Genomic DNA, 25434 nt, shown 5'->3' with positions numbered 1-25434 from the left:
GCACGCCTGACGGGTAGGCTTGCCGGGTGGACAACGCAGCCTTCCCCGTCACCGCCGATGCCGTCCGCGGCCTCATCGACCACGCGATCCTGAAGCCCGAGCTCACCCGCTCGGACGTCGACGCCCAGCTCGACGAGGCCGCCGCGTACCGGGTCTTCAGCGTGTGCGTCCGACCGAGCGACGTGGCGTACGCCGTCGAGCGCCTGCAGGGCACCGGCGTCGGCGTCGGCACGGTCATCGGCTTCCCGCACGGCACCACGTCCACCGCGGCCAAGGTCGCCGAGTCGCTGCAGGCGTTGGCCGACGGCGCCTTCGAGCTCGACATGGTGCAGAACATCGGTGCCGCGAAGTCCGGCGACTGGGAGCGGGTCGAGCAGGACGTCCGCGCGGTGGTCGACGCCGCCGGGTCCACCGTCGTCAAGGTGATCCTCGAGACCGCGTTCCTGACCGACGACGAGATCGTCGCGGCGTCGCGTGCCGCGCAGTCGGCGGGTGCCGCGTTCGTGAAGACCTCCACCGGGTTCGCCGGCGGCGGAGCGACGGCCGAGCACATCGCCCTGATGCGCCGCACCGTCGGTGCCGACACCGGGGTCAAGGCCTCGGGCGGCGTCCGTGGGCTCGACACCCTGCTCGAGATGGTGGACGCGGGAGCGAACCGCATCGGCACGAGCGCCTCCGCGCGCATCCTCGACGAGGTCGCGCACCGCGTCGAGACCGGCGTCGCGTCGTCGCAGGGCGACGACACCAGCTCCTACTGATCCACTGCGACACGACCTGATCCACCGCACGACGACCTGACCCGACCGACCCACCAACCTGCCAGGCCGGGGCCCACCGGACGCGACGACGCGTTCGGGAGCCGCGCCGGGCCTCCAGACCGCCGCATCGGAGCGCGCATGTCCAGCACCGCACCCCAGTCCCCCGCCCTCGCCCTCGCCGTCGACCTCGGCGGCACCAAGGTCGAAGCCGCTCTCGTCACCGACCAGGGCGTCGTCCTGCCGGGCACGCGGTTCCGCAGCCCCACCGGGCCGCAGCGCACGTCCGACGAGCTGCAGGCGGCCGTCGACGAGGTCGTGACGAGCGCGCTCGGCACGGTCCCCGCGGACGCGACCCTGGTCGGCGTCGGCGTCGGCTCGGCCGGCCCCGTCGACGAGGAGCACGGCCTGGTCTCCCCCCTCAACATGCCGGTGTGGCGCGGCCACCCGCTGCGGGACCGCATCGCGGCACTCGTGCCCGAGGGCGTGCCGGTCACGTTGCGCATGGACGGCCTGGCGATCACGCTGGCCGAGCACTGGGTCGGGGCGGCCCAGGGGTACGACCACGTCATGGGCATGATCGTCTCGACGGGCGTCGGCGGCGGCCTCATCCTGCACGGCCGCACCGTCAGCGGCCCGACCGGCAACGCCGGGCACATCGGCCACGTGGAGTGCGGCGGCTACGACGACCCGTGCGCCTGCGGGGGGACCGGCTGCCTCGAAGCGATCGCCAGCGGCCCGAAGACCGTCGCCTGGGCGCAGCGGCAGGGGTTCGCCGGGTCCACGGGCGAAGAGCTGTCGGCGGCGTACGCAGCCGGCGACGAGATCGCGGTCGCGGCGGTCAAGCGCAGCGGCCGGGCCCTCGGCCAGGCGATCGCCGCGGCGACGAGCCTCGTGGACCTCGAGGTCGTGGCGATCGGCGGCGGGTTCTCGCACGTCACGCCGGACCTGTTCGAGTACGCACGCGAAGCGGTGGCGGAGCGCGTCGAGTTCGGGTTCGTGACGAAGGTGCGCATCGTGCCGACGGCGCTGTCGCAGGACGGCCCGCTCATCGGGGCCGCCGCGCTGGTGCACCGCGCCGACGTCCTGCGCTGACGCTGACGCCGGGGCGTCTGGGGCGTCTGGGGCGTCTGAGGCGTCTGGGGCGTCCGGGCGTCCGGGCGCTGGGCGCTGGGCGTGCGGGTCGTCCGGGCGCTGGGCGTGCGGGGCGTCCGGGCTGTCCGGGCTGTCCACAGGGGGTGTCGGCGGGGCGCCGGTGTCCGGCAGGATGACGAGGTGCCCGGTTCCCGTCTCCTGACCACGGACGACTGGCCCGAGGCGGAACTGCGCGCAGCGGTGCTGGCCGGCGAGCTGGTCCCCGTCGGACCGTGCTGGGCCTCACCCGCGACCCCGCAGGACCCGGCGCTCCGAGCGACCGCAGCCGCCTGGGTCCTCGGCGATGCCCGGCTGGTCGCCGCCGGCCGCACCGCCGCGTGGATCTGGGGCGCGACGTCCCGTCCGCCGGACCCGTTCGAGGCGTGCGTCCCGCCGCAGCTGCGCATCGCCGCCGGGCCGGCCCTGCACCTGCGCGAGGTGGCGCTCGAGCCCGTCGACGTGGTCCGGCTGGGATCGGCGCGGACCACGGTGACGACACCGGCGCGGGCCGCGGTCGACCTGTTGCGCACGCCCGGACCGACGAACCCGTCGCGCATCGACGCCGTCGCCGGGTTGCTCGCGATCGGAGCGGTGACAGGCGACGAGTTGCGGGAGCGCCTGAGCGCCCTCGGGACCATCCCGATGGTGCGCCAGGCCGAACGTCGTCTGCGCACGCTGCTCAGCGAGCGGTGACCGGTCGGACTGTCGGCTCAGCCGGCGGTGACGGGTTTGCCCGCCCGGTCAGCCCGCGGTGACGGGTCTGCCCGTCCGCTCAGCCAGCGCTGACGGGCCTGCCCGTCCGGTCAGCCGGCGCTGACGCGGTAGACGTCGTAGACCGCGTCGATCCGCCGGACGGCGTTCAACACCCGGTCGAGGTGGATGGTGTCGCCCATCTCGAACACGAAGCGACTGAGCGCGAGCCGGTCGGACGAGGTCGAGACCGTCGCGGACAGGATGTTGACGTGGTGGTCGGTCAGCACCCGGGTGACGTCACTCAACAGCCCCGACCGATCGAGGGCCTCGATCTGGATCTGGACGAGGAACACCGACTTCGACGACGGCGCCCACTCGACCTCGATCATCCGGTCCGGCTCGTTCATCAGGGACTTGACGTTCGTGCACGACGACTGGTGGACCGAGACTCCCTGGCCGCGGGTGATGAACCCGACGATCTGGTCGCCCGGCACCGGGGTGCAGCACTTCGCGAGCTTCACCAGGATGTCCGGCGCACCGCGCACCAGCACACCGCTGTCACTCGTGCGGAGCTGGCGGCTCGTGCCCTGGCGGGGGAACGTGAGCTCCGGCTCGTCGGTCTCGGTGTCGCTCTGGACGCTGCCCAGGACCTTCTCGATGACGGACTGGGTCGACACGTGCCCTTCGCCGACCGCGGCGTACAGGGCCGAGACGTCGTCGTACCGCATCGACGAGGCGACCTCGGCGATGGTGTCCTGGCTCATGATCCGCTGGAGCGGCAGGTTCTGCTTGCGCACGGCGCGGGCGATGGCGTCGCGCCCCTGCTCGACCGCCTCTTCGCGACGCTCCTTCGTGAACCACTGCTTGATCTTGTTGCGGGCCCGCGGGCTCTTGACGAACTTCAGCCAGTCCTGCGACGGGCCGGAGTCGGGGTTCTTCGACGTGAAGATCTCGACGACGTCACCGCTCGACAGCGAACTCTCGAGCGGCACCAGTCGACCGTTGACCTTGGCGCCCATGGTGCGGTGCCCGACCTCGGTGTGGACCGCGTACGCGAAGTCGACCGGGGTGGCGCCGGCGGGGAGTCCGATGACCTTGCCCTGCGGCGTGAAGACGTAGGTCTCCTTCGCGCCGATCTCGTAGCGGAGGGAGTCGAGGAACTCCCCCGGGTCGCTCGTCTCCGCCTGCCAGTCGGTGATGTGGGCGAGCCACGCCATGTCCTGGTCGTCGGTGGTCGACGAGGTGCCGACGTCGCGACCGGCAGCGCGCTGCTTGTACTTCCAGTGCGCGGCGACACCGAACTCGGCACGCTGGTGCATCTCGTGCGTGCGGATCTGGATCTCGACGGGGCGCCCCTGCGGCCCGAGCACGCTGGTGTGCAGCGACTGATACAGGTTGAACTTCGGCGTCGCGATGTAGTCCTTGAACCGGCCGGGCAGTGGCGTCCACCGGGCGTGGACCGACCCGAGCATCGCGTAGCAGTCGCGCACCGTCGGCACGAGCACCCGGATGCCGACGAGGTCGTAGATCTCGTCGAACTCGCGACCCCGCACGATCATCTTCTGGTAGATCGAGTAGTACTGCTTCGGCCGCCCCATGACCTCGCCGCGGACCTTCGCGGCCTTCAGGTCCTTCTTGAGGGTGCCGATGACGTTCTGGACGAACTGCTCGCGCTTCGGCTGCCGTTCCTTGACCAGGCTGTCGATCTCGACGTAGAGCTTCGGGTGCAGGACCGCGAACGACAGGTCCTCGAGCTCGAGCTTGATCATCTGGATGCCGAGCCGGTGCGCGAGGGGCGCGTAGATCTCGAGCGTCTCCTTCGCCTTGCGGGTGGCGGAGGTGGACTCGACGAAGCCCCAGGTGCGGGCGTTGTGCAGTCGGTCGGCGAGCTTGATGACGAGCACGCGGATGTCCTTCGACATCGCGATGACCATCTTGCGGACGGTCTCGGCCTGGGCGCTGTCGCCGTACTTGACCTTGTCGAGCTTCGTGACGCCGTCGACGAGCATGGCGATCTCGTCGCCGAAGTCGACCTGCAGCTGGTCGAGCTGGTAGTCGGTGTCCTCGACGGTGTCGTGCAGCAGCGCCGCAGCGATCGTGATCGGCCCGATGCCGAGGTCGGCGAGGATCTGGGCGACGGCGACCGGGTGCGTGATGTACGGCTCGCCGGACTTGCGCTTCTGACCGTCGTGCGCGCGCTCGGCGACCGAGTAGGCGCGCTCGATGAGGGTGACGTCGGCCTTCGGGTGGTGCGACCGCACGGTGCGGATCAGGGTGTCCACGGCACCTGCCGGCTGGGCGCGCGAGAACAGGCGCGGGAGCAGCGAGCGGAGGGAACCGAGGTTGCCCGTCGTGTTCGGGCCGAGGGGGCTGGTCGGGCGCTGTGCGGAGCCGGGGCGACTCGGCGCAGACGGCTCTTCGCGGGTGTCCGTCATGATGCGCCTCCCAGGACTCGGTCCGAGAGCTCGATCCGAGCTCGATCCGACAACACTACGCGCGTCCGGTCAGTGCTCGTGACCCGGTTCGCCCTGGGCGTCGCGGACCACCGGGGCGCCGGACTGCTCCCAGGCGACCATGCCGCCGGTCAGGTTGACCGCGGAGACGCCGGACTGCTCGAGGGCTGCGACCACGCGTGACGAACGGGCGCCCGAGTGGCAGACGATGATCGCCGGCTCGTCGCCGCCGTCGATCTCCTGCCACCGGTTCACCAGCTCGGACATCGGCACGAGCGTGGCCTCCGGCGCGTGGACCTCGTCCCACTCCCCCTGCTCGCGGACGTCGAACAGTCGTGCGCCGGACTCCAGTCGACGTCGCGCCTCGGCGACGTCGACCTCGGTGATCTCGATCGGCATCAGACGTCCGCCGTGGCCGCGGCGTCGACCTCGCGCTGGCGCTTGGCCGCCGCTTCGGTCTTCTTCGCGTCGGCCTGCTTGATCTTCGGCTCGTTCTCGCGCAGGTGGGCGTACATCGGCGACGCGATGAAGATCGTCGAGTAGGTCCCGACGATGATGCCGATGAACAGTGCGAGCGATATGTCGCGGAGGGTCCCCGCGCCGAGCACGTACGACCCGATGAACAGGATCGCCGCGACGGGCAGCAGTGCCACGACCGAGGTGTTGATCGAGCGGACGAGCGTCTGGTTCACCGCGAGGTTCACCGACTGCTTGAAGGTCCGGATCGACTCCTGCGCGGTGTTCTCGCGCACCTTGTCGAACACCACCACGGTGTCGTAGAGCGAGTAGCCGAGGATCGTCAGGAATCCGATCACGGCCGCGGGTGTGACCTCGAGCCCGACGATGCCGTAGACGCCCGCCGTGATCAGCAGGTCGTGCAGCAGGGCCGCCATCGCGGACAGCGACATCTTCCAGGTACGGAAGTACAGCGTCATGAACACGGCAGCCAGGGCGAGGAAGATCACCAGACCGCGGATGGCCTGGGCCAGCACGTCGGCACCCCACGTGGCACCGATGAAGGTCGCGGCGACCTGGCTCTCCGGCACGTCGTACGCCTCGGCCAGGGCGTCCTGCACCTCGGTCGTCTGGCGGTCGGTGAGCTGGCCGGTCTGCACGCGGATGCCGTGCGTCCCGAGCTGGGAGACGCGCGGGATCTCGTCCGAGACGACCCGCTCGACGGTGTCGGTCGCGATGCTCTGGTCGGTGTTCTTGACGTCCGACAGGGTGAACTCGGAGCCGCCGGTGAACTCGATGCCGAGCTGGTACCCGCCGCGCAGCCACGGGGTGGCGAGCGAGATCACGATCATGATGAGCGCGATGAGGTACCAGGTCTTGCGTCGTCCGATGATGTCGTACGACCGCTTGCCCGTGTAGAGGTCGCTGCCGAACTGGCTGAAGCTGGCCATCAGTCGTCCTTCCCGTCCGGCGTCGAGCCGTTGTCGCCGGAGGCCTGCTGGGCCTTCCGTTCCGCGATCGTCTGTCGGCGCTGCGCCTCACCGGCGCTGCGCTGGCGCTTGCCGTCCACCACGGGAGCGCGGAACTGCGCGCGCCCCTTGTAGACCGCACCGAGCGCCGCCGGGTCGAGCCCGCTGAACCTGTGCCCCTCGCCGAAGAACCGGCTGCGGGAGATGAGCTGCATCATCGGGTGGGTGAAGAGCGCGACCACCACGATGTCGATCAGCGTCGTGAGGAGCAGCGTGAACGCGAAGCCCTTCACGTCGGCGACGGCGAGCACGTACAGGGTGACGGCTGCGAGGAAGTTCACCGCGTCGGACGCCAGGATCGTGCGGAGTGCGCGCTTCCAGCCGGACTCGACCGCGCTCTCGAGGGCACGGCCGTCGCGGAGTTCGTCACGGATGCGCTCGAAGTACACGATGAACGAGTCCGCGGTGATGCCGATCGCGACGATCAGACCCGCCACACCCGCCAACGACAGGCGGTAGTCGACGCGCCAGGACATGATCGCGATGACCAGGTAGGTCAGCACCGCGGCGACCCCGAGCGACAGCACCGTGACGAACGCGAGCGCCCGGTACTGGATGACGGAGTAGATGATCACCAGGACGAGCCCGATCAGGCCCGCGACGAGACCACCGATGAGCTGCGCGGTGCCGAGCGTCGCCGAGATGTTCTCGTTCGACTGCACCTGGAAGTTGATCGGTAGCGCACCGTACTTGAGCTGGTCGGCGAGGGTCTTCGACGACTCGGCCGTGAACGAACCGGTGATCTGCGCCTTGCCGTTGGTGATGGCGGAGTTCGTGGACGGGGCGGTGATGACCGAGCCGTCCAGCACGATCGCGAACTGGTTCTGCGGTGCCTGCAGCGAGACGAGACGGTTCGTGACGGTGCGGAAGTCCTTCGTGCCCTGTCCGTCAAAGGTCAGGTTGACGGCCCACTGGCCCGTCGAGGTGCCCTGCGAGTCGGTGGCCAGACCCGAGGTGGCGTTGCTGATGTTCGCACCGGAGACCTCGACCGGTCCGAGGATGTACTTCGCGGCACCGTCGGCGTCACAGGTGACGAGGGGTTCGTCGTCCGGAGCGGAGGTGACGTCGTCCGGGGCGGCGCAGTTGTAGTTGGTGTACAGGTCCTGCAGCGCCGGGGTCACCCAGTTGACGTCGCTGCCGTTCGTCGGCTTCGCGCTCGGCGTCGCCGCGAGCGAGGCGGGCGGCGAGTACGGCGTCGGCGAGGCGGTGGACTTCCCGTCGTCACCGACGGCGGAGTTCGTCGCGGCCTCGGTGAAGAGCACCGGGCGGAACGTCAGCTTCGCCGCTGCCTCGATGCGGTCGATCGTGGCCTTGTCGGGCCGACCGGGGATCGACACGACGATGTTGTTCGCACCCTGCGTGTTGATCTCGGTCTCGGAGACGCCGGTGGCGTTGATGCGCTGGCGGATGATCTCCACCGCCTGCTGCAGCTGCTGCGAGGTGACCGAGTCGCCCTCGGTGTTCTGCGCCGCCAGGGTCAGCTGCGTGCCGCCCTGCAGGTCCAGTGCGAGCTCGGGGACCCAGCTCGCGCCCTGGTACCACTTGTCCGTGTCGTCCTTCGAGCTGCCGGCGAGGATCGACGCGGCGGTGTTCAGGCCGGCGAGGATCGCCATCAGGATCACCAACCAGGTGAGCGAGCGCAGCGCCTTCTTGACGGGTGTCGATCGTGCCACCGGTCGTCTCGTCTTTCTGTTCAGGACCATCGGCACTCAGGCGCGACGGCAGAGGGAAGCCGCCGGGTCAGACGACCCGGCGGCCGAGGGCGTCAGTCGTCGGACTTGCGCTTCGTGGCGTCGGTCTCGTCGAGGCGGTCGTTGTCGACCCGCTCGCCGTAGACCGGCTCCCCGTTGAGTTCGACGACGGGCTTGGCCTCGTCCTCCGGCGTCGCGGTGGTCTCGATGTCCGAGGCGCTGTCGTCGACGACGCGCGACAGGGTCTGACGGTGCACCGTGACGACCGTGCCCGGTGCGATCTCGACGTCGGCGGTGACCTTCTCGTCGTCGACCGAGAGGAGCGTGCCGTACAGGCCGAAGGACAGCATCACGCGAGCACCCGGCACCATCTTGGTGGCGAGTTCGCCCTGCTGCTTCTTGCGCTTGCGGCTGTTGTAGAACATGAAGGCCGCGAACGCCACGACGATGACGATGAGGATGACTTCTTGACCCATGATGCAGTTGCCTTCTCTGGTTGCTCGGTTTCGGGCCGTAGCAGTCTAGGGCACGCCACTGTGCGTGGCATGTCACCCGACCGATCGGCCGCTAGTCGGTGGTCTCTGTGTCGTCGAACAGGCCCGGGAGCGGTCCGACGCCCTGCCCTGGGGTGAGGCCGAGGTGCCGCCACGCGACCGGTGTCGCGATGCGGCCGCGCGGGGTGCGCGTGACCAGACCGACCCGGACGAGGAAGGGTTCGACGACCGACTCGATGGTCTCGGACTCTTCGCCGACCGACACCGCGAGGGTGTTCAGTCCCACCGGTCCGCCGTCGAAGCGGGTCAGCATGATCTCGACCACGGCGCGGTCGAGGCGGTCGAGTCCGAGCTCGTCGACGTCGTAGAGGTCGAGCGCGCCCTGGACGGCGGCCATGCCGTCCGTGGTGCGGTGCACGAGGGCGTAGTCACGGACCCGGCGGAGCAGCCGGTTCGCGATGCGCGGGGTGCCGCGGGAGCGCCCGGCGATCTCGCGCAGCGCGGACCGGTCGATGTCGAGTTCGAGCAGGTGGGCGGCGCGGATCAGGACCTGCTCGAGCTCGTCCTTCTCGTAGAACTCGAGGTGTGCCGTGAAGCCGAAGCGGTCACGGAGCGGGTTCGGCAGCAGGCCGGCGCGGGTGGTGGCTCCGACCAGGGTGAACGGTGCGAGGTCGAGCGGGATGCTCGTCGCGCCGGCGCCCTTGCCGACCATGACGTCGATCCGGAAGTCCTCCATCGCCAGGTAGAGCATCTCCTCTGCCGAGCGCGCCATCCGGTGGATCTCGTCGATGAACAGGACCTCGCCCGGCACGAGCGAGGACAGCACGGCCGCGAGGTCGCCGGCGTGCTGGATCGCGGGCCCGCTCGACATCCGCAGGGGACGACCGGTCTCGTGCGCGACGATCATCGCGAGTGTGGTCTTGCCGAGGCCGGGAGGACCCGCCATCAGGATGTGGTCCGGGGTGCGGTCCTGCATGCCGGCGGCCTTGAGCAGCAGGTCGAGCTGCCCGCGCACCTTGCGCTGCCCGACGAACTCGTCGAGCGACCGCGGACGGAGGGCACCCTCGAAGGCGAGTTCCTCCTGCGACTCGGCTCCGGCTGACGTGATGCCGCTCATCGACCGGCACCGGCGGGCCGGAGCGCACCGAGCGCGGCGCGGAGCAGTGCCTGCGTGCCCATGGCCGCGGCCCCGGGCTCGTTCGCGACGGTCTCGTCGACGGCGGTCTGGGCGGCGTCCTCGCGCCAGCCGAGGCCGATCAGTGCGGAGACGACGTCGGTGGCTGCCGGGTGCGCGGCGGTGCCCCGACCAGCGGTGACGACGGCGGCCTGCTCGAACGCGGCGAGCTTGCCGGTGAGCGCGAGGATGATGAGCTTCGCGGTCTTCGGTCCGATGCCTGAGACCTTGCGGAAGGCGCCGTCGTCATCCTTCGCGACGGCGTTGGCGACCTGCGACGGGTCCATGTGGGCGAGGACGCCCATCGCGGACTTCGGCCCGACGCCCGTGACGCTGCGCAGCAGGTCGAAGACCTGGAGGGCGTCGGTCGACTCGAAGCCGAAGAGCAGGTGCTCGTCCTCGCGCACGATCATCGCCGTGCGGACGAACACCTCGGCCCCGTGGCGCATCGTCAGCGCGTGGGCCGGTGTCACGGTGACGGCGTACCCGACTCCCCCGGCCTCGATCACCACGGCGGAACCGGCGATGTCGATGCAGGTACCCCGGAGACTCGCGATCATGCCCCGAGCCTACGGCTGCCCACCGACGCGGCCGACGAGCCACGCGGTCGTGCCGCGGCAGCGGCCGCACGGGCGAGCGGGGAGTCGACGGTGCCGCCCTGTGCATCGCGCCAGGCGCGCTGTGCCGGGGTGAGGTTCGTGGCACGCTCGCCGGCGACGTCAGGTGATCCGAGCCTCCAGGCATGGCACACGGCAAGGGCGAGCGCGTCGGCGGCGTCGGCCGGCTTCGGGGCCTCGTCCAGACCGAGCACGCGCGCGATCATGGTCTGCACCTGGCGCTTGTCGGCGTTGCCGTAGCCGGTGACGGCCGCCTTGACCTCGGACGGCGTGTGCAGGCCGACCGGCAGCCCGCGCGCCGCGGCGGCGTGCAGGGCCAGACCGGCCGCCTGGGCGGTCCCCATCACGGTGCGGACGTTCGCCTGGGCGAACACGCGCTCCACGGCGACCGCATCCGGGTGGTGCTCGTCGATCTCGGCGGCGATGCCGTCGGCGATGCGGAGCAGCCGCTGTTCGAGCGGCATGTCCGCCGGGGTGCGCACGACCGTCACGTGGACGAGCCGTGCGCGCCGGTTCGGTGCGACCTCGACGACGCCGACGCCGCACCGGGTGAGCCCGGGGTCCACCCCGAGCACACGGAGCACGGTTACTCGCCCTCGTCCTCGTCGAGCTCGGCCTGGACGTCCGCCGGCACCTCGAAGTTCGCGTAGACGTTCTGCACGTCGTCGCTGTCCTCGAGCGCGTCGATCAGGCGGAAGACCTTGCGGGCGGTCTCGGCGTCGACCGGCACCTTGAGGCCGGGCACGAACTCGGCGTCGGCCGAGTCGTAGTCGATGCCGGCGTCCTGCAGCGCGGTGCGGGCCGCGACGAGGTCGCTCGCCTCGGTGATGATCTCGAAGCCGCCACCCTGGTCGATGACGTCCTCGACACCGGCGTCGAGCACGGCGGTCATGACGGTGTCCTCGTCGAGGCCGTCGACCTTCGTGACCGAGATGACGCCCTTGCGCGAGAAGTTGTAGGCGACGCTGCCCGGGTCGGCCATGGTGCCACCGTTGCGGGACATCGCCGTCCGGACCTCGGCCGCTGCGCGGTTCTTGTTGTCGGTGAGGCACTCGATCAGCATCGCGACGCCGTTCGGGGCGTAGCCCTCGTACATGATCGTCGTGTACTCGATCGACTCACCGGTCAGGCCGGCACCGCGCTTGACGGCACGGTCGATGTTGTCGTTCGGGACCGAGGTCTTCTTGGCCTTCTGGATCGCGTCGACCAGCGTCGGGTTGCCCGACAGGTCGGCCCCACCCATCTTCGCGGCGACCTCGATGTTCTTGATGAGCTTGGCGAACGACTTGGCACGGCGGCCGTCGATGACGGCCTTCTTGTGCTTGGTCGTCGCCCACTTGGAATGCCCGGACACGGTTCTCCTTGCGTCTTGCGGAAAGTCGGGGTCAGTTTACCCAGCCGGGAGGCCCGGCGCCGCCCCGCCCCGCCGGTGCGGGCGCGCAGGCGGCCGGGTCCAGGGCGCGCGGCTCGCGTCAGGCGCTGCGCACCATGGCGAGGAAGCGGCGGTGGAAGCGGTCCTCGCCGGCGACCTCGGGGTGGAACGCACTCGCGAGCACGTTGCCCTGCTGCACCGCGACGACCTGCCCGTCCGCCAACGCGCCGAGGACCTGGACGCCGGGTCCGTGCTGCTCGACGACGGGGGCACGGATGAAGACCGCGTGCACCGGGGCGTCGCCGAGCTCGGGCATCGGGACGTCGACCTCGAACGAGTCGTTCTGGCTGCCGAACGCGTTCCGTCGCACCGTGGTGTCGAGCACGTCGAGGGTCTGCTGCCCGCTGATGCCGTCGGTGATCCGCGACGACAGCATGATCATGCCGGCGCAGGTCCCGTACGTCGGCAGGCCCCCTCGGATCGCCTCGGCGAGGGGCTCGGCGACGCCGAACGCCCGGGACAGCTTGTCCATCACGCTCGATTCGCCGCCGGGGATCACGACGCCGTCGAGGGCCGCGATCTCCTCCGGTCGACGGAGCGGCACGACGTCGGCGCCGAGCTCCGTCAACGAGGCGATGTGTTCGCGGAAGTCACCCTGCAGTGCCAGGACCCCGATGCGGGGCCGAGCGCCGCCCGTCGTGCTACCAGCCACGCTCGGCGAGGCGGTGCGGTGCGGGGACGTCGGCGACGTTGATGCCGACCATCGCCTCGCCCAGGCCACGCGAGACCTCGGCGATGACCTTGGGGTCGTCGTGGAACGTCACGGCCTTGACGATCGCCGCGGCACGCTTCGCCGGGTCGCCGGACTTGAAGATGCCGGAGCCGACGAACACGCCGTCCGCGCCGAGCTGCATCATCATCGCGGCGTCGGCCGGGGTGGCGACGCCACCGGCGGTGAAGAGCACCACGGGGAGCTTGCCGGTGCGGGCGACCTCGCGCACGATCTCGAACGGCGCCTGCAGTTCCTTGGCGGCGACGTAGAGCTCGTCCTCCTTCAGGTGGCGCAGTGCCGCGATCTCCTTGTTGATCGTGCGGATGTGCTTCGTGGCCTCGGACACGTCACCCGTGCCGGCCTCGCCCTTGGAACGGATCATCGCAGCGCCCTCGGTGATGCGACGGAGCGCCTCGCCCAGCTCGGTGGCGCCGCAGACGAACGGCGTGGTGAAGTTCCACTTGTCGATGTGGTTGACGTAGTCGGCGGGCGAGAGCACCTCGGACTCGTCGATGTAGTCGACGCCGAGCTCCTGCAGCACCTGCGCCTCGACGAAGTGGCCGATGCGGGCCTTCGCCATGACGGGGATCGACACGGCGGCGATGATCTCCTCGATCATCGACGGGTCGGACATGCGGGCGACGCCGCCCTGTGCGCGGATGTCGGCGGGGACGCGCTCGAGGGCCATGACCGCGGTCGCGCCGGCTTCTTCCGCGATGCGGGCCTGCTCGGCGTCGACGACGTCCATGATGACGCCGCCCTTGAGCATCTCGGCGAGGCCGCGCTTGACGCGGTCGGAGCCGGTGATCGAGGTGCCAGGGGTGCCGGAGGTGCTGGTGCTGTCGCTCATGATGCCGATCAGTCTAGTCCGCTGCCGGCCAGCCCTCGGCGACCAGCCGGCGGGTGTCCCCGAGCATCTGGGACATCGACTTCGTCCGCGCGATGATCGGGAAGAAGTTCGCGTCGGACTGCCACCGCGGCACGATGTGCTGGTGCAGGTGCGCGGCGATGCCGGCCCCCGCGACCTCGCCCTGGTTCATGCCGATGTTGAAGCCGTCGCAGTGCGACACGGCACGCAGGACCCGCATCGCGGTCTGGGTGAGTTCGCCCATCTCGCGGAGCTCGTCCGGTGTCGCCTCGTCGTAGAGCGGCACGTGGCGGTACGGGCAGACGAGCAGGTGTCCGTTGTTGTAGGGGAACAGGTTGAGCAGCACGTAGGCGTGCTCGCCCCGCGCGACGATGAGGGCGTCCTCGTCCGACTTCCGCGGTGCCTCGCAGAACGGGCAGTCGTCGGCGTGCCCGCGACCCGTGCCCTCGCGCCCGGCATCGATGTACGCCATCCGGTGCGGGTTCCACAGGCGCTGGAAGGCATCCGCGACGGCCGCTCCGGTGGCGGCGTCCCGGATGACCAGCGGGTCCTGCTCGTCCGTCATCAGACCTGCGCGCGCTCGCGGATCGCCGTCAGGATGCGGTCGACCGCCTCGTCCACGGGCACGGCGTTGTCCTGCCGTCCGTCGCGGAAGCGGAACGACACCGCGCCGGCGTCGCGGTCGTCGCCGCCCGCGATGAGCTGGAACGGCACCTTCGCCTTGGTGTGCGTGCGGATCTTCTTCTGCATGCGGTCGTCCGAGTGGTCGACCTCGGCACGGACGCCGTGCGACCGGAGCTTCGCCACGACCTCGTCGAGGTAGTCGCCGTACTCGGCCGCGACGGGGATGCCGACGACCTGCACCGGGGACAGCCAGGCCGGGAACGCGCCCGCGTAGTGCTCGGTCAGCACGCCGAAGAACCGCTCGATCGAGCCGAACAGCGCTCGGTGGATCATCACCGGGCGCTGACGGGAGCCGTCGGCCGCCGTGTAGTCGATGCCGAAGCGCTCGGGCAGGTTGAAGTCCAGCTGCACGGTCGACATCTGCCACGTGCGGCCGATGGCGTCACGCGCCTGCACCGAGATCTTCGGGCCGTAGAACGCGGCGCCGGCGGGGTCGGGCACGAGTTCCAGGCCGGATTCCTCGGCGACCTCGCGCAGGGTGTTCGTGGCGACGTCCCAGACCTCGTCGTCGCCGACGTACTTCTCCGGGTCCTTCGTCGAGAGCTCGAGGTAGAAGTCGTCGAGGCCGTAGTCGCGCAGCAGCGAGAGCACGAACTCGAGGGTCGTGGTCAGCTCCTCCTTCATCTTCTCCTGCGTGGTGAAGATGTGGGCGTCGTCCTGGGTCATGCCGCGCACGCGGGTGAGGCCGTGGATGACGCCGGACTTCTCGTTGCGGTAGACCGTGCCGAACTCGAACATGCGCAGCGGCAGGTCGCGGTAGGAGCGCGGCTGCGACCGGTACGCCAGGATGTGCATCGGGCAGTTCATCGGCTTGAGGTAGTAGTCGGCACCCTGCCGCGTGACGTTGCCGTCCTCGTCCTTGGCCTCGTCCATGTGCATGGCCGGGAACATGCCGTCCTTGTACCAGCCGAGGTGCCCGGAGGTCTCGAACAGGTCGCCCTTGGTGATGTGCGGCGTGTAGACGAACGAGTAGCCGTTTTCCTCGTGCCGGCGACGCGAGTAGTCCTCCATCTCGCGGCGGATGATGCCGCCCTTGGGGTGGAAGATCGCCAGGCCGGAACCGATCTCGTCGGGGAACGAGAACAGGTCGAGCTCGGCACCGAGCTTGCGGTGGTCGCGCTTCGCGGCTTCCTCGAGGCGGACGAGGTACGCCTTGAGCTGGTCCTTGTCGGGCCACGCGGTGCCGTAGATGCGCTGCAGCTGCGGGTTCTTCTCCGAGCCGCGCCAGTACGCGGCGGCAACGCGCATGAGCTTCGCGGCGTTGCCGATCCACCGGGTGTGCGGCACGTGCGGACCGCGGCAGAGGTCCTGCCAGACGACCTCGCCCGACTTCGGGTCGACGTTCTCGTACACGGTGAGCTCGCCGGCACCGACCTCGACGCTCTCGCCGGAGTCGCCGTCCGTCGCCGCGCCCTTGAGCACGATGAGCTCCTGCTTGTACGGCTCCCCCGCCATCAGTTCGCGCGCCTGCTCGTCGGTGACGACCACGCGGCGGAAGCGCTGGGCCTGCTTGACGATGCGGTCCATGCCCTTCTCGATGGCCTTGAGGTCCTCGGGGGTGAAGGGCTCGGCGACGTCGAAGTCGTAGTAGAAGCCGTCGGTGACGGGCGGACCGATGCCGAGCTTGGCGTCGGGGTTGATCTGCTGGACGGCCTGCGCCAGCACGTGCGCGGCCGAGTGACGGAGGATGTCGAGTCCGTCCTGCTCCTGCAGGGTGACGGCCTCGGCGGTCTCGCCGGCCTGGACGTCGGCAGCGAGGTCCTTCAGGACACCGTCGACACGGATCGCGACGACGCCGCGCTCACCGTCGAAGAGCTCGGTGCCCGTCGTGGTGGTCGTCGCGGTCCGGGGCTCGGGTGCCTGGGGAAGCTCTGCGGGCGCGGGTGCGACTGACTCGGTCACGATGATGGGACTCCTCGATCGAAATGGTGCGTCAAGACTAGTGCGCGCGCGGCGGTCAGGCGGGCACGGCGCCGAGCGTGGTGACGGGCAGTCGGGGCTCGAGCCGCTCGCGTCCGTTCAGCCCGTCGAGCTCGAGCAGCGCGGCGAACCCGATGGCCTCGTACCCGGCACGCTCGAGCAGCGTGATGGTCGCTGCTCCGGTCCCGCCGGTGGCCAGGACGTCGTCGACGACGAGGACCCGGGTGCCCGCGGGCAGCTGGCCCGGGCGCAGCTCGAGCTCGGCCTCGCCGTACTCGAGCGCGTACTGCTCGCTGAGGACCTCGCCCGGCAGCTTGCCGGCCTTGCGCACGGTGAGCACGCCCACCTGGTGCTGGGCGGCGATGCCACCGGCCAGGGCGAAGCCACGGGCCTCGATGCCGGCGACGGCGTCGAACCCGGCGCCGACCGCGAACGGCGCGGCGAGTGCCTCGCACACGCGGCCGAACGCCACGGAATCCGAGAACACCGGCGTCACGTCACGGAACAGCACCCCCGGCTTCGGGAAGTCCGGGACGACGGCGGTCAGGCGTTCGACGAGTGCAGCTGCGGTTTCGGTCACCCACCAACGGTACGGGAGGCCCGGGGTGCGTCCGGACGCCCCGCACGGTGCGAGGGATGTCCGGGGTGGTGCGAGGTTCCGTACTCGGTGTCTGCCGGAGGGGCGGTCACCGAGTACGGAACCCCGCACGGTTCGTGCAGCGGGCGGCCGGCTCAGCGCCAGGCACGCATGAGTGCGGCCTGCAGGAGCAGGTCGTTCTCGCGCTGCTGCCGCTCGCGTTCGAGCCGCAGCAGCGTTCCGTGGTCGATCACCGGACGGACCCGGCGGGTGCGGCGGCTCCAGATGATGAGCGACATGCCGATGCGCAGCGCGACGCGGTCGGTGAAGGAGACCCCGCGGCGCGGCGCGCGGGTATCGGGAGGACGGGTGGCGGTCTTCGATGACACGGTGATCCCTTTCAGGGCATGACGGAATTGCCCGGCACGCGGGCAGGAGTGGACTGCCCGGCACACGGACAGGAGGAATGAATGCGCGAGAATGCATTCCGCAGTCGCCGGAGGAATGTCCGACGACGAGTTGCGGAATGCCTTCCGATTCCGGGAGCGTCACACCGACCGCCGACGTTCTCCGGCGACGATCGGGACGGTCCGACCGCGTGCACGGAACACGCGGATCGGGACCGATCGGCGATCATCGGAGCCGGTTCGCCGCGAGCCTGATCGGCTCAGCGGGAGGTGTCAGGCGAAGTGCTCGTCACGTGACGAGCCCTTCGAAGGACACAGATGTCGGAGGAAGGCGGAACGCTCCGGGTCAGCGGACGCGGAACGGGGTGCCGACGCGTCCACGGATTCCGCGGAACGGAGTGGTTGCGGTGATCATCATGGTCGGCCCCCTTTCGGTCTCGAGCTGTCGGAGTCGTCCGCCACTGCCGTGCAGCGGTTCGCGACGAGTGAACACTATCGGCACCGCAATTCGCAGCGCAACCCCTTTTCTCGATTTCTCCGGAATTGCATTCCCGAACAGGTTCGGCACGGTGCGAGGTTCGTGGTCTCGTGTCGACTCGACGGCTGCGTGCGGAGTTCCCGTCGTGCACCGGCGCCGGGCCTCCAGGCTGCACCGTGCGACGTCGGCGGACCGGTGGCAGTCTGCGTGCTCGGTGCGGGGCAGCAAGCGCGCCCGGTGCGGTCGACCTCGCACCGGGTGGTGGAGCACGCACCGTGCGCAGGGCGCCGCACCCGCGCCGCACCCGCGCCGCACCCGCGCCGCATCCGGGCGCGACGAAGGCCCGGTACCGAACCGGTACCGGGCCCTCGTGGTCGGACGGCTGCTACAGCGTCGCGGGTTCCACCACGGCCGCCGTCAGCACGTCGTCCACGACGTCGATCCGCACGGTGTCCCCTGCGGTCGCGCCACCGTCGACCACGAGCGTCGCGATGCGGTCGTCGACCTCGCGCTGGATGAGCCGGCGGAGCGGACGGGCGCCGTACTCGGGTTCGTACCCGTGCTCGGCGAGCCAGTCGACCGCGGCGTCCGACACGGAGAGCACCATGTCCTGCGCGACGAGCCGCAGCGCCGTGTCCTGCAGCAGCAGCGACACGATCGACGCGATCTGCGACCGGTCGAGCTTGCGGAAGAGCACGATCTCGTCGATGCGGTTGATGAACTCCGGCCGCATCGCCTCGCGCAGCTTGCCCATCACGCGGGCACGGAGGTCGTCCTCGGCGTAGCCGTCGGTCGTGCCGACCGGCGCGAACCCGAGGGCGCCCGACCGCGAGGCCAGGAACTCCGAGCCGATGTTCGACGTCATGATGACGACGGTGTTGCGGAAGTCCACCGTGCGTCCCTGGCCGTCGGTCAGTCGACCGTCGTCCAGCACCTGCAGCAGCAGGTTGAACACGTCGGGGTGGGCCTTCTCGACCTCGTCGAGCAGGATGACCGAGTACGGGTTGCGGCGCACACGCTCGGTGAGCTGCCCGGCCTCGTCGTACCCGACGTACCCGGGAGGCGCACCGACCAGGCGCGAGACCGTGTGGCGTTCGCCGAATTCGCTCATGTCGAAGCGGAGCATGGCGGACTCGTCACCGAACAGCGACGATGCGAGGGCCTTCGCCAGCTCGGTCTTGCCGACGCCGGTCGGGCCGAGGAACAGGAAGCTGCCGACCGGTCGGCGCTGGTCGCCCATGCCGGTGCGGCTGCGCCGGACGGCCTTCGCGATCGCCGCGACGGCGTCGTCCTGGCCGACGACGCGCTCGTGCAGCTCCTGCTCGAGCACGGCGAGCCGTGAACGGTCGCCCTGGGTCAGACGCGTCGCCGGGATGCCGGTGGCACGCGACACCACGCCCGCGATGTCGCGTTCCGTGATCGAGGTGCCCACGGATTCCGGACGGGAGGCTCGCCCAGCGTCCGCCGACGTGGCGGCGGCGATCCGGGCCTCCAGTCCGACCGTCTCGTCGCGCAGGCGCGACGCCTCTTCGTACCGTTCCTCGGCGACCGCGCGGTCCTTCTCGGCGAGCAGCTCGGCGACCTGGTCGCGCAGGGCCTCGACGTCGACGTCACCCGAGCGGGCGAGCCGGCGACGTGCGCCGGCCTGGTCGATGAGGTCGATGGCCTTGTCCGGCAGGTGCCGGTCCGTGACGTAGCGGTGTGAGAGCTCGACGGCGGCGCGGAGTGACTCCGGCGTGTAGACGACGCCGTGGTGCTCCTCGTACCGGGGCGCGAGGCCGGTCAGGATCGCGACGGCGTCCTCGACACTCGGCTCCCCGACCGTGACCGGCTGGAAGCGACGCTCGAGTGCGGCGTCCTTCTCGATCCGGCGGTACTCGTTCAGGGTGGTCGCGCCGACCAGGTGCAGGTCGCCGCGGGCGAGCCGGGGCTTGAGGATGTTGCCGGCGTCCATCGAGCCGCCCTCACCGCCTCCGCCGGCGCCGACGACGGTGTGGAGCTCGTCGACGAAGACGATGAGCTCGTCGGCGTGCGCCGCGATCTCGTCCATGGCCTTCGTCAGGCGCTCCTCGAAGTCGCCGCGGTACCGGGTGCCGGCGAGCATGCCGGGCAGGTCGAGTGCGACGACCCGCTTGCCCTGCAGCAGGGACGGGACGTCGCCGTCGACGATGCGCTGCGCGAGTCCCTCGACGATGGCGGTCTTGCCGACGCCGGGCTCGCCGATCAGGACGGGGTTGTTCTTGGTGCGGCGGAGCAGGATCTCGACCGCCTGTTCGATCTCGTCGGCACGACCGATCACCGGGTCGATGCGGCCGTCACGGGCCCGCGCGGTGAGGTCGGTGCCGAACTGGTCGAGGGTCGGGGTGTCGCTGTCGGTCCCGGTCGTGCCGGGTGCTGTGTCGGTTCCGGGCATGGGGCGCCCCTCTCGTGCTGCTGCCGCGGCCTGCTGGGCGTAGTCCTGCATGGCCTGCGGGGTGACACCGGCGCTGGCGAGCAGCTGCCCGGTGACGGTCTCCTGGTCGGTCACGAGCGCGAAGAAGACGTGCTCGGGATCGGTGTAGGTACTGCCGAAGCCCCGCGCGGCCTGGGTGGCCTCGACGAGGATGCGCTGCGCCGTGCCGGTGAGGGCCGGGCGGCCGGTCTGCTCGGCCTGCGGTTCGCGCGCCATCGGCAGGCGCTGCTCGATCTCGGCGGCGAGGCGCTCGGGGTCGACCCCGGCGGAACGGACGACGGCGTCGAACGGTTCGGTGCGGACGAGCACGTGCAGCAGGTGCAGTGCGTCGACCTCGCGCTGTCCCTGCGACACCGCGTACTCGGCGGTGTGCTGGAGCAGCTCGTGGGTACGGCGGCTGAGGAGCCGCGTGATGTCCACCGGTCGGCCGAACGCACGGACGCGCTGCGGGTCGCCGGTGTTCTGCGCCGCGAGGAGTCGGGCGAGGAACTCGTCGAACGAGTCACTGCCGCTGGTCGGGCCGAACGTCTCTGGCAAAGGGACCTCCTGGGAACTTGAGTGCCTTCGACTCAATGCAACGCAGGAGGACCAGGGTCATTCCCGGTCAGGGGAGAAACTTGCGGCGACCCGACTCAGGTCCGCGCGATCGCAGCGGAGACCGCGTCGGTGACCCGCGCGAGGTCGGCCGGTGCGACCTCGATGTCGAACCCGCGACGACCGCCGGAGACGAAGATGCTGTCGTACGCCAGCGCCGACTCGTCGAGGACGGTCCGGATCCGGGACTTCTGACCGACCGGGCTGATCCCGCCGACGACGTACCCGGTGCGCTTCTCGGCGAGGGCCGGGTCGGCCAGCGTCGCCTTCTTCCCGCCGACGGCCGCGGCGATGGCCTTGAGGTCGAGCCGGTTCGCCACCGGCACGATCGCCACCGCCAGTGCGCCGTCGACCGACACCACCAGGGTCTTGAAGACCTGCTCCTCGCGGAGTCCCAGGGCGGCGGCGGCCTCCTCGCCGAAGTTCGTGGCGCTCTCGTGGTGGTCGTACACGTGCGGCGTGTACGACACCCCGGCTCGGTCGAGCGCGACGGTCGCTGGGGTGCTCGGCGAACCTGCGGTCATGCGCCGATCCTCTCCCGTGCTCCCGTCCTGTCCGTGGCGGCACGCGGGCGTTACGCTGAACCGACCATGACCGTCGCCCTGCTGATCCTCCGCGCCGCCGCCGCGCTCGTGCTCGGTGCGCCGGCAGTCGGCGACCCCGCGGGCGGTGTCCTGCCGCTCCTGGCGGTCGCCGCGCTCGGTCTGACGGCCGTCGCCGTGGCGGTGCTCGTCGCACAGGTGCTCGCCACGGTGCTCGCCGCGGTGCTCGGACTCGGCACGACGGTCGTCGAGCGCGACGCGGTCCCCGACCTGGTGACGCGCATCGCGTGGAGCCACCCCGATGCCGACGGGCACGTCCGATCGCGTGCTCCGGGAGTCGTCGCCCCGGCCTGACCACCCATCGGTGGCCGGGCCCGTCGCGACCCCTGCTCTGCACCACCACCGATCGGAACCGTCATGGACCTGTCCACCCTGCCCCTCGTCGGCCCGCTGCTGCACGGCGGCGCGGACCTCGTCGCCGCCCTGACCGCGGCGCTCTCCCCCGTCGCCGGCTCGTTCGCCGCGGCGATCGCCGTCGTCCTGCTCACCCTCGCCGTCCGAGCCGTGCTCGTCCCGTTGTCCGTCCTGCAGGTGCGAGCGGAGCGCGACCGGCGTCGGCTCGCGCCGCAGCTCGCCGCGCTGCGGAAGCGCCACGGGAAGAACGCCGAGCAGCTGCAGCGCGCCGTCCAGCAGCTCTACACGAACGAGAAGGTCTCACCCCTCGCCGGCTGCCTGCCCGTCCTCGCGCAGGCTCCGGTGCTGTCCCTCGTCTACGCCCTGTTCACGCACGCGTCGATCGGCGGCACGGCCAACGCCCTGCTCGAGGCCACCCTGGTCGGCATCCCGCTCGGGCACTCGCTCGTCGTCACGCTGACGTCGCCGCTCTGGGTGCACGCCTGGGTCGTGGTGCTGTTGCTCGCCGTGCTCGCCCTCGTGGTGGAGCTCAGCCGTCGGGCGAACCTGCGCTGGAACCCGCTGCCCACGCCGGAGCCCGGCGCGCAGGTGCCCGGTGCCACCGCCACCGCGGCGATCGGGCGGTTCGCACCGTTCATCACGGTCGTGTTCGCCGCGATCGCGCCGCTCGCCGCCGCGCTGTACGTCGTGACGAGCGCCGCGTGGACGGCAGGCGAGCGCGCGGTGTTGCGCCGGGTGATCCGGTAGCGCGGTCGGGATCCGGTCAGCCGCCCTGGCCCTCCTGCTGCGGTCCCTGGTCGACCGGGTCGTACTCGGTACCGCGGCCCTGCTCCTCGTCGGCGGTCGGTACGTGGCGCTCCGTGCCGGTCCCGCCGGGGCTCGTCGCGACGTAGTCGGCCTCGCCCGACTGGGTGTCGTGGCTCAGCGGCTCGAGGGTCTCCGGGTCGGCGTCGTGCCGCGGTTCGGGTTCGGTGCTCATGGGTCACGCCTACTCCCCTCGTTCTGGGTGCGCGCCGCCGTCCGCGCAGTGCCACGATGAAGGGAGTCCACGCGACCGGCAGATCGGGAGTGCGCATGGCCCACGACGACGTGGCAGCGGAACGGGTACGGCTCGAGGCCGTCGCCTGGGGAGCGGGAGCGAGCCCCGCCGACGCGGCGCGCGCCCGGATCGCGCTGCAGGACCTGGCGAGCGGGCGGCGGTCCGGTGGTCGGCGGGCGGTCACGGGTGTCGCCGCCGCCTCGGGGTCGGGCGAGCGGTCGGGAGGCACGGCCCCCGCCAGCGCGCAGGTCGCGTCCCCCGAACGGTCGGCTGCACCGCCCGTGCCCTCGCCGGAGCGGTCGGCTCCGGAGCGCCCGACGGCTGCTGCCGAGCCGGAGTCGTCCCTGCGGACGTCGGCCGGACCGTGGGCGGCGACCGAAGCCCGGGAACCCGAGCGTGTCGACGACGCGAGAGGTGACGGCGGGGGCGAGTCGGGCCTCCCGGTCGAACCGACCCGACGGTCCGGGTGGCGCACGCTGCTCTGGACGGAACGACCGCGCGTCTGGATCGCGCTCGGCGCGGCGGCGGCGGTCGGGGTCGCGTTCGCTGCCGGCACCGTCGTCGGGCCCGTGCGTGGCGACGTGGCGGCGGCACCGAGCGTCACGCCCACGGCGGGCACGGTCACGCTCGAGCAGCTGCTCGACGTGCCGCAGACCTACGCCGACCAGCTGCCGGGGCCGGTGGAGGCGCCGGTGAGCCTGCACTCCACGCGGCTCGTGTTCACGAACCGGGCGCTCGACGGCAGCTCGTTCGACACGCCGTGGGCCGTGTGGGCCGGGATCGGCACCGACCGGTCGACGATCTGCCTCGTCGCGACGGCGAACCGGATCGAGTCGTCGACGGCGTGCTTCCCACGCGAGGCGGCGCTGCACGGCTCGGTGTCGATGTCGGCGCAGTCGATGAGCGGGACGCTGACGATCGCGCTGCGCGGCGGCGGGGTGCAGGGGCGGGTGACGAACGAGAACTGAGCGGGCGCCGCTTCTCGTCGGTCCGAGTGTTGGAGCGCTCCGAGAATCTCGTCCGACCCCCTCGCGGGCTGCGGTCCATCGTGCAACACTGGATGAGCGCACTCGCCGTGGAGTCGTACCCACATCACCCACATCCACAGCGAGCGCGCCCCGCAGACCCCCCGGTCACCGTCGTTCCCCCGAACGGCACCGTCGCGCGCTCGCCCGTGCCCCGGAGGAGGTCAGCAGCGTGTCCACCAACACCACCACCTCGGCCGTGTCGACGAACACGCGGCCGATCACCGTCACCACCCAGTCGATCGTCGGCATCGCCGTGCTCGGGCTGGCGACGTTCTTCGCCATCACCACCGAGCTCATGCCCGTCGGGTTGCTCGGCACGATGAGCGCCGACCTCGGCGTCTCCGAGGCCACCATGGGCATCGTCGTCACCGTGTACGCGGGGGCCGTGGCGCTCCTGGCGCTACCGCTCACCGCCTTCACCGCGAAGCTCCCCCGCAAGGCCGTGCTCGTGTCGACGCTCGTCGGCTACACGGTCTCGAACCTGATGATCGCGTTCGCACCGTCGTTCGCCGTCGTCTGCGCGGGCCGCGTGGTCGGCGGCGTCGCGCACGCGTTGTTCTTCTCGGTCGCCTCGGCGTACGCCACCCGGATCGTGCCGCCGCGCCTGGCCGGTCGGGCGATCGCGTTCGTGTACTCGGGCAGCTCGCTCGGCTTCGTGCTCGGCGTGCCCGTCGCCACCTGGGTCGCGCAGCACATCGGCTGGCGTCCCGCCGTGTTCTCGATCGGTGTCGCCGCCGCCGTGCTCGCCGCCGTGGCACTGCTGTTCCTGCCCGCCGTCAGCGGTGCGTCGTCGCCGCACATCGGGTCCCCGAAGGCCTGGGCGCGCACCGGCCTGCTGTCCGTCGTGATCGCCGACCTGCTCCTGTTCGCCGGGCACTACGTCGTCTACACCTACGTCGGGCCGTACGCGATCGACGCCGGACTCGACGCCTCGATGGTGAGTGGTGCGCTGCTCGTCCTCGGCGGCACCGGGGTGATCGGCCTCTGGCTCGCGGGCATGTTCGTCGACCGGGCTCCCCGGCAGACCCTCATCGCCGCCGTCGCCGTGATGGCCGCCGCGTTCGCCGCGATGCCGTTCGTGCACGGCTCCCTGATCGGCACGATGGTCGTCGCCGGCGTGTGGATGGCCGCCAACGGCACGACCGGCACGCTCTTCATGGCGGCGGCGATCCGCTCCGGGGGCGTCTCCCCCGACATCGCCGGCGCGCTCATCAACGGTGCGTCGAACATCGGCATCGCCGGCGGCGCGGCCATCGGCGGGCAGGCGCTCGGGATCGTCGGGCTGCAGTACCTGCCGTTCGCCGGGGGTGCCGTGCTGCTCGGGTCGCTCGGGGTCGTCGTCCTGGCGCGTCGGGGCTTCCCGGTGCACTCGGTCGGGCAGGAGCACCTGTCGACGTCGTCGATCGAGGCGATCACGTCCTCGCTCGCGGTGGTCACCACGTCGGTGCCCGTCGTCGGCCGGGCGATCCAGACCCTGACGGGTTCGGTGGCGACGGTCACGGGGTCGCACCGCACGCACCGCACGCAGTAGCCCGGGCGCGGGGGCGTCGTCGGGAGCGTGCCCGTGCCCGTGCGGCGCCGAGGTTCCGAAATCTCGGCATCTCGACGGTCCTTGGCGGCGATCCGTGGAACCTCGGCGGTGGGGCGGCGGCATGTCGTGGAACCTCGGCGGCCAGGCCCGGGCGTGTCGTCGTCGCGGCGGAGGGCGGCGGCGTGTGGCGAGGGGCCGCGGCGACATGCCGTGCGCGCGGCGATGAGGTTCCACGAACTGCCGTTCGCGTTGCGTTGAGGT

The 25434-nt window shown here is 71.0% G+C and carries 25 protein-coding genes; 7 read left to right on the top strand and 18 right to left on the bottom strand.

Going from position 1 to position 25434, the window contains the following annotated elements; genetic code table 11:
• Positions 1–26 precede the first annotated feature (26 nt).
• From deoC to ACXKZB_RS10165, 3 genes are all read left to right on the top strand, one after another.
• Positions 27–758 (top strand): deoxyribose-phosphate aldolase, encoded by a 732-nt coding sequence (gene deoC / locus ACXKZB_RS10175; protein ID WP_222657709.1) that lies wholly within the window; start codon positions 27–29, stop codon positions 756–758.
• Between the two features lie 138 nt (positions 759–896).
• Positions 897–1850 (top strand): ROK family protein, encoded by a 954-nt coding sequence (locus tag ACXKZB_RS10170; protein ID WP_123312627.1) that lies wholly within the window; start codon positions 897–899, stop codon positions 1848–1850.
• A 180-nt stretch (positions 1851–2030) separates the two neighbouring features.
• Positions 2031–2582, top strand: coding sequence for a type IV toxin-antitoxin system AbiEi family antitoxin (locus tag ACXKZB_RS10165; protein WP_488823024.1), 552 nt, complete (start codon positions 2031–2033; stop codon positions 2580–2582).
• 110 nt (positions 2583–2692) lie between these two features.
• Here the strand turns inward: ACXKZB_RS10165 and ACXKZB_RS10160 are convergent, their stop codons facing one another.
• The 17 genes from ACXKZB_RS10160 to ybaK form a co-directional block, all read right to left on the bottom strand.
• Positions 2693–5017 (bottom strand): RelA/SpoT family protein, encoded by a 2325-nt coding sequence (locus tag ACXKZB_RS10160; protein ID WP_488823022.1) that lies wholly within the window; start codon positions 5015–5017, stop codon positions 2693–2695.
• A gap of 69 nt (positions 5018–5086) precedes the next feature.
• Entirely contained in the window at positions 5087–5434 is a 348-nt protein-coding gene (locus tag ACXKZB_RS10155) for a rhodanese-like domain-containing protein (protein ID WP_123312629.1), read from the bottom strand.
• Positions 5434–6441: a protein translocase subunit SecF gene (gene secF, locus ACXKZB_RS10150; RefSeq protein WP_222657705.1), complete on the bottom strand. Its 1008-nt coding sequence runs from the start codon at positions 6439–6441 to the stop codon at positions 5434–5436. The genes ACXKZB_RS10155 and secF overlap by 1 nt, the downstream gene beginning before the upstream one ends.
• Positions 6441–8192, bottom strand: coding sequence for a protein translocase subunit SecD (gene secD, locus ACXKZB_RS10145; RefSeq protein WP_396288408.1), 1752 nt, complete (start codon positions 8190–8192; stop codon positions 6441–6443). The genes secF and secD overlap by 1 nt, the downstream gene beginning before the upstream one ends.
• A 92-nt stretch (positions 8193–8284) precedes the next feature.
• Positions 8285–8686: a preprotein translocase subunit YajC gene (locus ACXKZB_RS10140; RefSeq protein WP_488823019.1), complete on the bottom strand. Its 402-nt coding sequence runs from the start codon at positions 8684–8686 to the stop codon at positions 8285–8287.
• Positions 8687–8777: 91 nt separating this feature from the next.
• Entirely contained in the window at positions 8778–9821 is a 1044-nt protein-coding gene (gene ruvB / locus ACXKZB_RS10135) for a Holliday junction branch migration DNA helicase RuvB (RefSeq protein ID WP_194673015.1), read from the bottom strand.
• Positions 9818–10438 carry a Holliday junction branch migration protein RuvA gene (ruvA, locus tag ACXKZB_RS10130; RefSeq protein WP_222657701.1) on the bottom strand — a complete coding sequence of 207 codons (621 nt, stop codon included), beginning with the start codon at positions 10436–10438 and terminating at the stop codon, positions 9818–9820. The genes ruvB and ruvA overlap by 4 nt, the downstream gene beginning before the upstream one ends.
• The gene (gene ruvC, locus ACXKZB_RS10125; RefSeq protein ID WP_123312635.1) at positions 10435–11079 is read right to left on the bottom strand and encodes a crossover junction endodeoxyribonuclease RuvC; all 645 of its coding nucleotides are present in this window, start codon (positions 11077–11079) and stop codon (positions 10435–10437) included. The genes ruvA and ruvC overlap by 4 nt, the downstream gene beginning before the upstream one ends.
• A gap of 2 nt (positions 11080–11081) precedes the next feature.
• Positions 11082–11849, bottom strand: a complete 768-nt coding sequence (locus tag ACXKZB_RS10120) for a YebC/PmpR family DNA-binding transcriptional regulator (protein ID WP_123312636.1) — start codon at positions 11847–11849, stop codon at positions 11082–11084.
• A gap of 118 nt (positions 11850–11967) precedes the next feature.
• Complete coding sequence (pdxT, locus tag ACXKZB_RS10115; protein WP_123312637.1) at positions 11968–12579, bottom strand: pyridoxal 5'-phosphate synthase glutaminase subunit PdxT; 612 nt, start codon at positions 12577–12579, stop codon at positions 11968–11970.
• A complete protein-coding gene (pdxS, locus tag ACXKZB_RS10110) occupies positions 12569–13489 on the bottom strand; it encodes a pyridoxal 5'-phosphate synthase lyase subunit PdxS (protein ID WP_111084046.1) in 921 nt (306 codons plus the stop codon). Before pdxS ends, pdxT begins: the two co-directional genes overlap by 11 nt.
• Positions 13490–13502: 13 nt before the next feature.
• Positions 13503–14072 carry an HIT family protein gene (locus ACXKZB_RS10105; protein WP_488823014.1) on the bottom strand — a complete coding sequence of 190 codons (570 nt, stop codon included), beginning with the start codon at positions 14070–14072 and terminating at the stop codon, positions 13503–13505.
• Positions 14072–16093, bottom strand: a complete 2022-nt coding sequence (gene thrS, locus ACXKZB_RS10100; protein WP_488823012.1) for a threonine--tRNA ligase — start codon at positions 16091–16093, stop codon at positions 14072–14074. Before thrS ends, ACXKZB_RS10105 begins: the two co-directional genes overlap by 1 nt.
• 55 nt (positions 16094–16148) lie before the next feature.
• Entirely contained in the window at positions 16149–16691 is a 543-nt protein-coding gene (locus tag ACXKZB_RS10095; RefSeq protein ID WP_488823011.1) for an adenine phosphoribosyltransferase, read from the bottom strand.
• A gap of 152 nt (positions 16692–16843) precedes the next feature.
• Positions 16844–17077, bottom strand: a complete 234-nt coding sequence (locus ACXKZB_RS10090; protein WP_488823009.1) for a hypothetical protein — start codon at positions 17075–17077, stop codon at positions 16844–16846.
• A gap of 881 nt (positions 17078–17958) precedes the next feature.
• Complete coding sequence (locus tag ACXKZB_RS10085; protein ID WP_488823007.1) at positions 17959–20562, bottom strand: ATP-dependent Clp protease ATP-binding subunit; 2604 nt, start codon at positions 20560–20562, stop codon at positions 17959–17961.
• Positions 20563–20657: 95 nt separating this feature from the next.
• The gene (gene ybaK, locus ACXKZB_RS10080) at positions 20658–21143 is read right to left on the bottom strand and encodes a Cys-tRNA(Pro) deacylase (protein ID WP_123312643.1); all 486 of its coding nucleotides are present in this window, start codon (positions 21141–21143) and stop codon (positions 20658–20660) included.
• 66 nt (positions 21144–21209) lie between these two features.
• On the opposite strand from ybaK, the gene ACXKZB_RS10075 reads away from it, so the two are divergent.
• Both ACXKZB_RS10075 and ACXKZB_RS10070 read left to right on the top strand, forming a co-directional pair.
• A complete protein-coding gene (locus tag ACXKZB_RS10075) occupies positions 21210–21515 on the top strand; it encodes a DUF6412 domain-containing protein (protein ID WP_456795510.1) in 306 nt (101 codons plus the stop codon).
• 63 nt (positions 21516–21578) lie between these two features.
• Positions 21579–22322 carry a YidC/Oxa1 family membrane protein insertase gene (locus ACXKZB_RS10070; protein ID WP_488823004.1) on the top strand — a complete coding sequence of 248 codons (744 nt, stop codon included), beginning with the start codon at positions 21579–21581 and terminating at the stop codon, positions 22320–22322.
• 16 nt (positions 22323–22338) lie between these two features.
• Here the strand turns inward: ACXKZB_RS10070 and ACXKZB_RS10065 are convergent, their stop codons facing one another.
• The gene (locus tag ACXKZB_RS10065; protein WP_111084054.1) at positions 22339–22554 is read right to left on the bottom strand and encodes a hypothetical protein; all 216 of its coding nucleotides are present in this window, start codon (positions 22552–22554) and stop codon (positions 22339–22341) included.
• A 95-nt stretch (positions 22555–22649) separates the two neighbouring features.
• On the opposite strand from ACXKZB_RS10065, the gene ACXKZB_RS10060 reads away from it, so the two are divergent.
• Together ACXKZB_RS10060 and ACXKZB_RS10055 are read left to right on the top strand one after the other, a co-directional pair.
• Entirely contained in the window at positions 22650–23582 is a 933-nt protein-coding gene (locus ACXKZB_RS10060) for a hypothetical protein (protein ID WP_488823001.1), read from the top strand.
• A gap of 229 nt (positions 23583–23811) precedes the next feature.
• A complete protein-coding gene (locus tag ACXKZB_RS10055) occupies positions 23812–25173 on the top strand; it encodes an MFS transporter (RefSeq protein WP_488822999.1) in 1362 nt (453 codons plus the stop codon).
• Positions 25174–25434: the final 261 nt, after the last annotated feature.

It is taken from the genome of Curtobacterium sp. ABR8, assembly GCF_057812125.1.
The sequence above is the reverse complement of the archived record's forward strand: the minus strand, read 5'-3'. Positions and strand labels throughout refer to the sequence as shown.

What these genes read in the sequence shown, in the direction of transcription:
- ACXKZB_RS10170 (WP_123312627.1), top strand. Translation starts at nt 897, where the DNA reads ATGTCCAGCACCGCACCCCAGTCCCCCGCCCTCGCCCTCGCCGTCGAC.
- ACXKZB_RS10160 (WP_488823022.1), bottom strand. Translation starts at nt 5,017, where the DNA reads ATGACGGACACCCGCGAAGAGCCGTCTGCGCCGAGTCGCCCCGGCTCC.
- ACXKZB_RS10155 (WP_123312629.1), bottom strand. Translation starts at nt 5,434, where the DNA reads ATGCCGATCGAGATCACCGAGGTCGACGTCGCCGAGGCGCGACGTCGA.
- secF (WP_222657705.1), bottom strand. Translation starts at nt 6,441, where the DNA reads ATGGCCAGCTTCAGCCAGTTCGGCAGCGACCTCTACACGGGCAAGCGG.
- ACXKZB_RS10140 (WP_488823019.1), bottom strand. Translation starts at nt 8,686, where the DNA reads ATGGGTCAAGAAGTCATCCTCATCGTCATCGTCGTGGCGTTCGCGGCC.
- ruvB (WP_194673015.1), bottom strand. Translation starts at nt 9,821, where the DNA reads ATGAGCGGCATCACGTCAGCCGGAGCCGAGTCGCAGGAGGAACTCGCC.
- ruvA (WP_222657701.1), bottom strand. Translation starts at nt 10,438, where the DNA reads ATGATCGCGAGTCTCCGGGGTACCTGCATCGACATCGCCGGTTCCGCC.
- pdxS (WP_111084046.1), bottom strand. Translation starts at nt 13,489, where the DNA reads ATGAGCGACAGCACCAGCACCTCCGGCACCCCTGGCACCTCGATCACC.
- ACXKZB_RS10105 (WP_488823014.1), bottom strand. Translation starts at nt 14,072, where the DNA reads ATGACGGACGAGCAGGACCCGCTGGTCATCCGGGACGCCGCCACCGGA.
- ybaK (WP_123312643.1), bottom strand. Translation starts at nt 21,143, where the DNA reads ATGACCGCAGGTTCGCCGAGCACCCCAGCGACCGTCGCGCTCGACCGA.
- ACXKZB_RS10075 (WP_456795510.1), top strand. Translation starts at nt 21,210, where the DNA reads ATGACCGTCGCCCTGCTGATCCTCCGCGCCGCCGCCGCGCTCGTGCTC.
- ACXKZB_RS10070 (WP_488823004.1), top strand. Translation starts at nt 21,579, where the DNA reads ATGGACCTGTCCACCCTGCCCCTCGTCGGCCCGCTGCTGCACGGCGGC.
- ACXKZB_RS10065 (WP_111084054.1), bottom strand. Translation starts at nt 22,554, where the DNA reads ATGAGCACCGAACCCGAACCGCGGCACGACGCCGACCCGGAGACCCTC.
- ACXKZB_RS10060 (WP_488823001.1), top strand. Translation starts at nt 22,650, where the DNA reads ATGGCCCACGACGACGTGGCAGCGGAACGGGTACGGCTCGAGGCCGTC.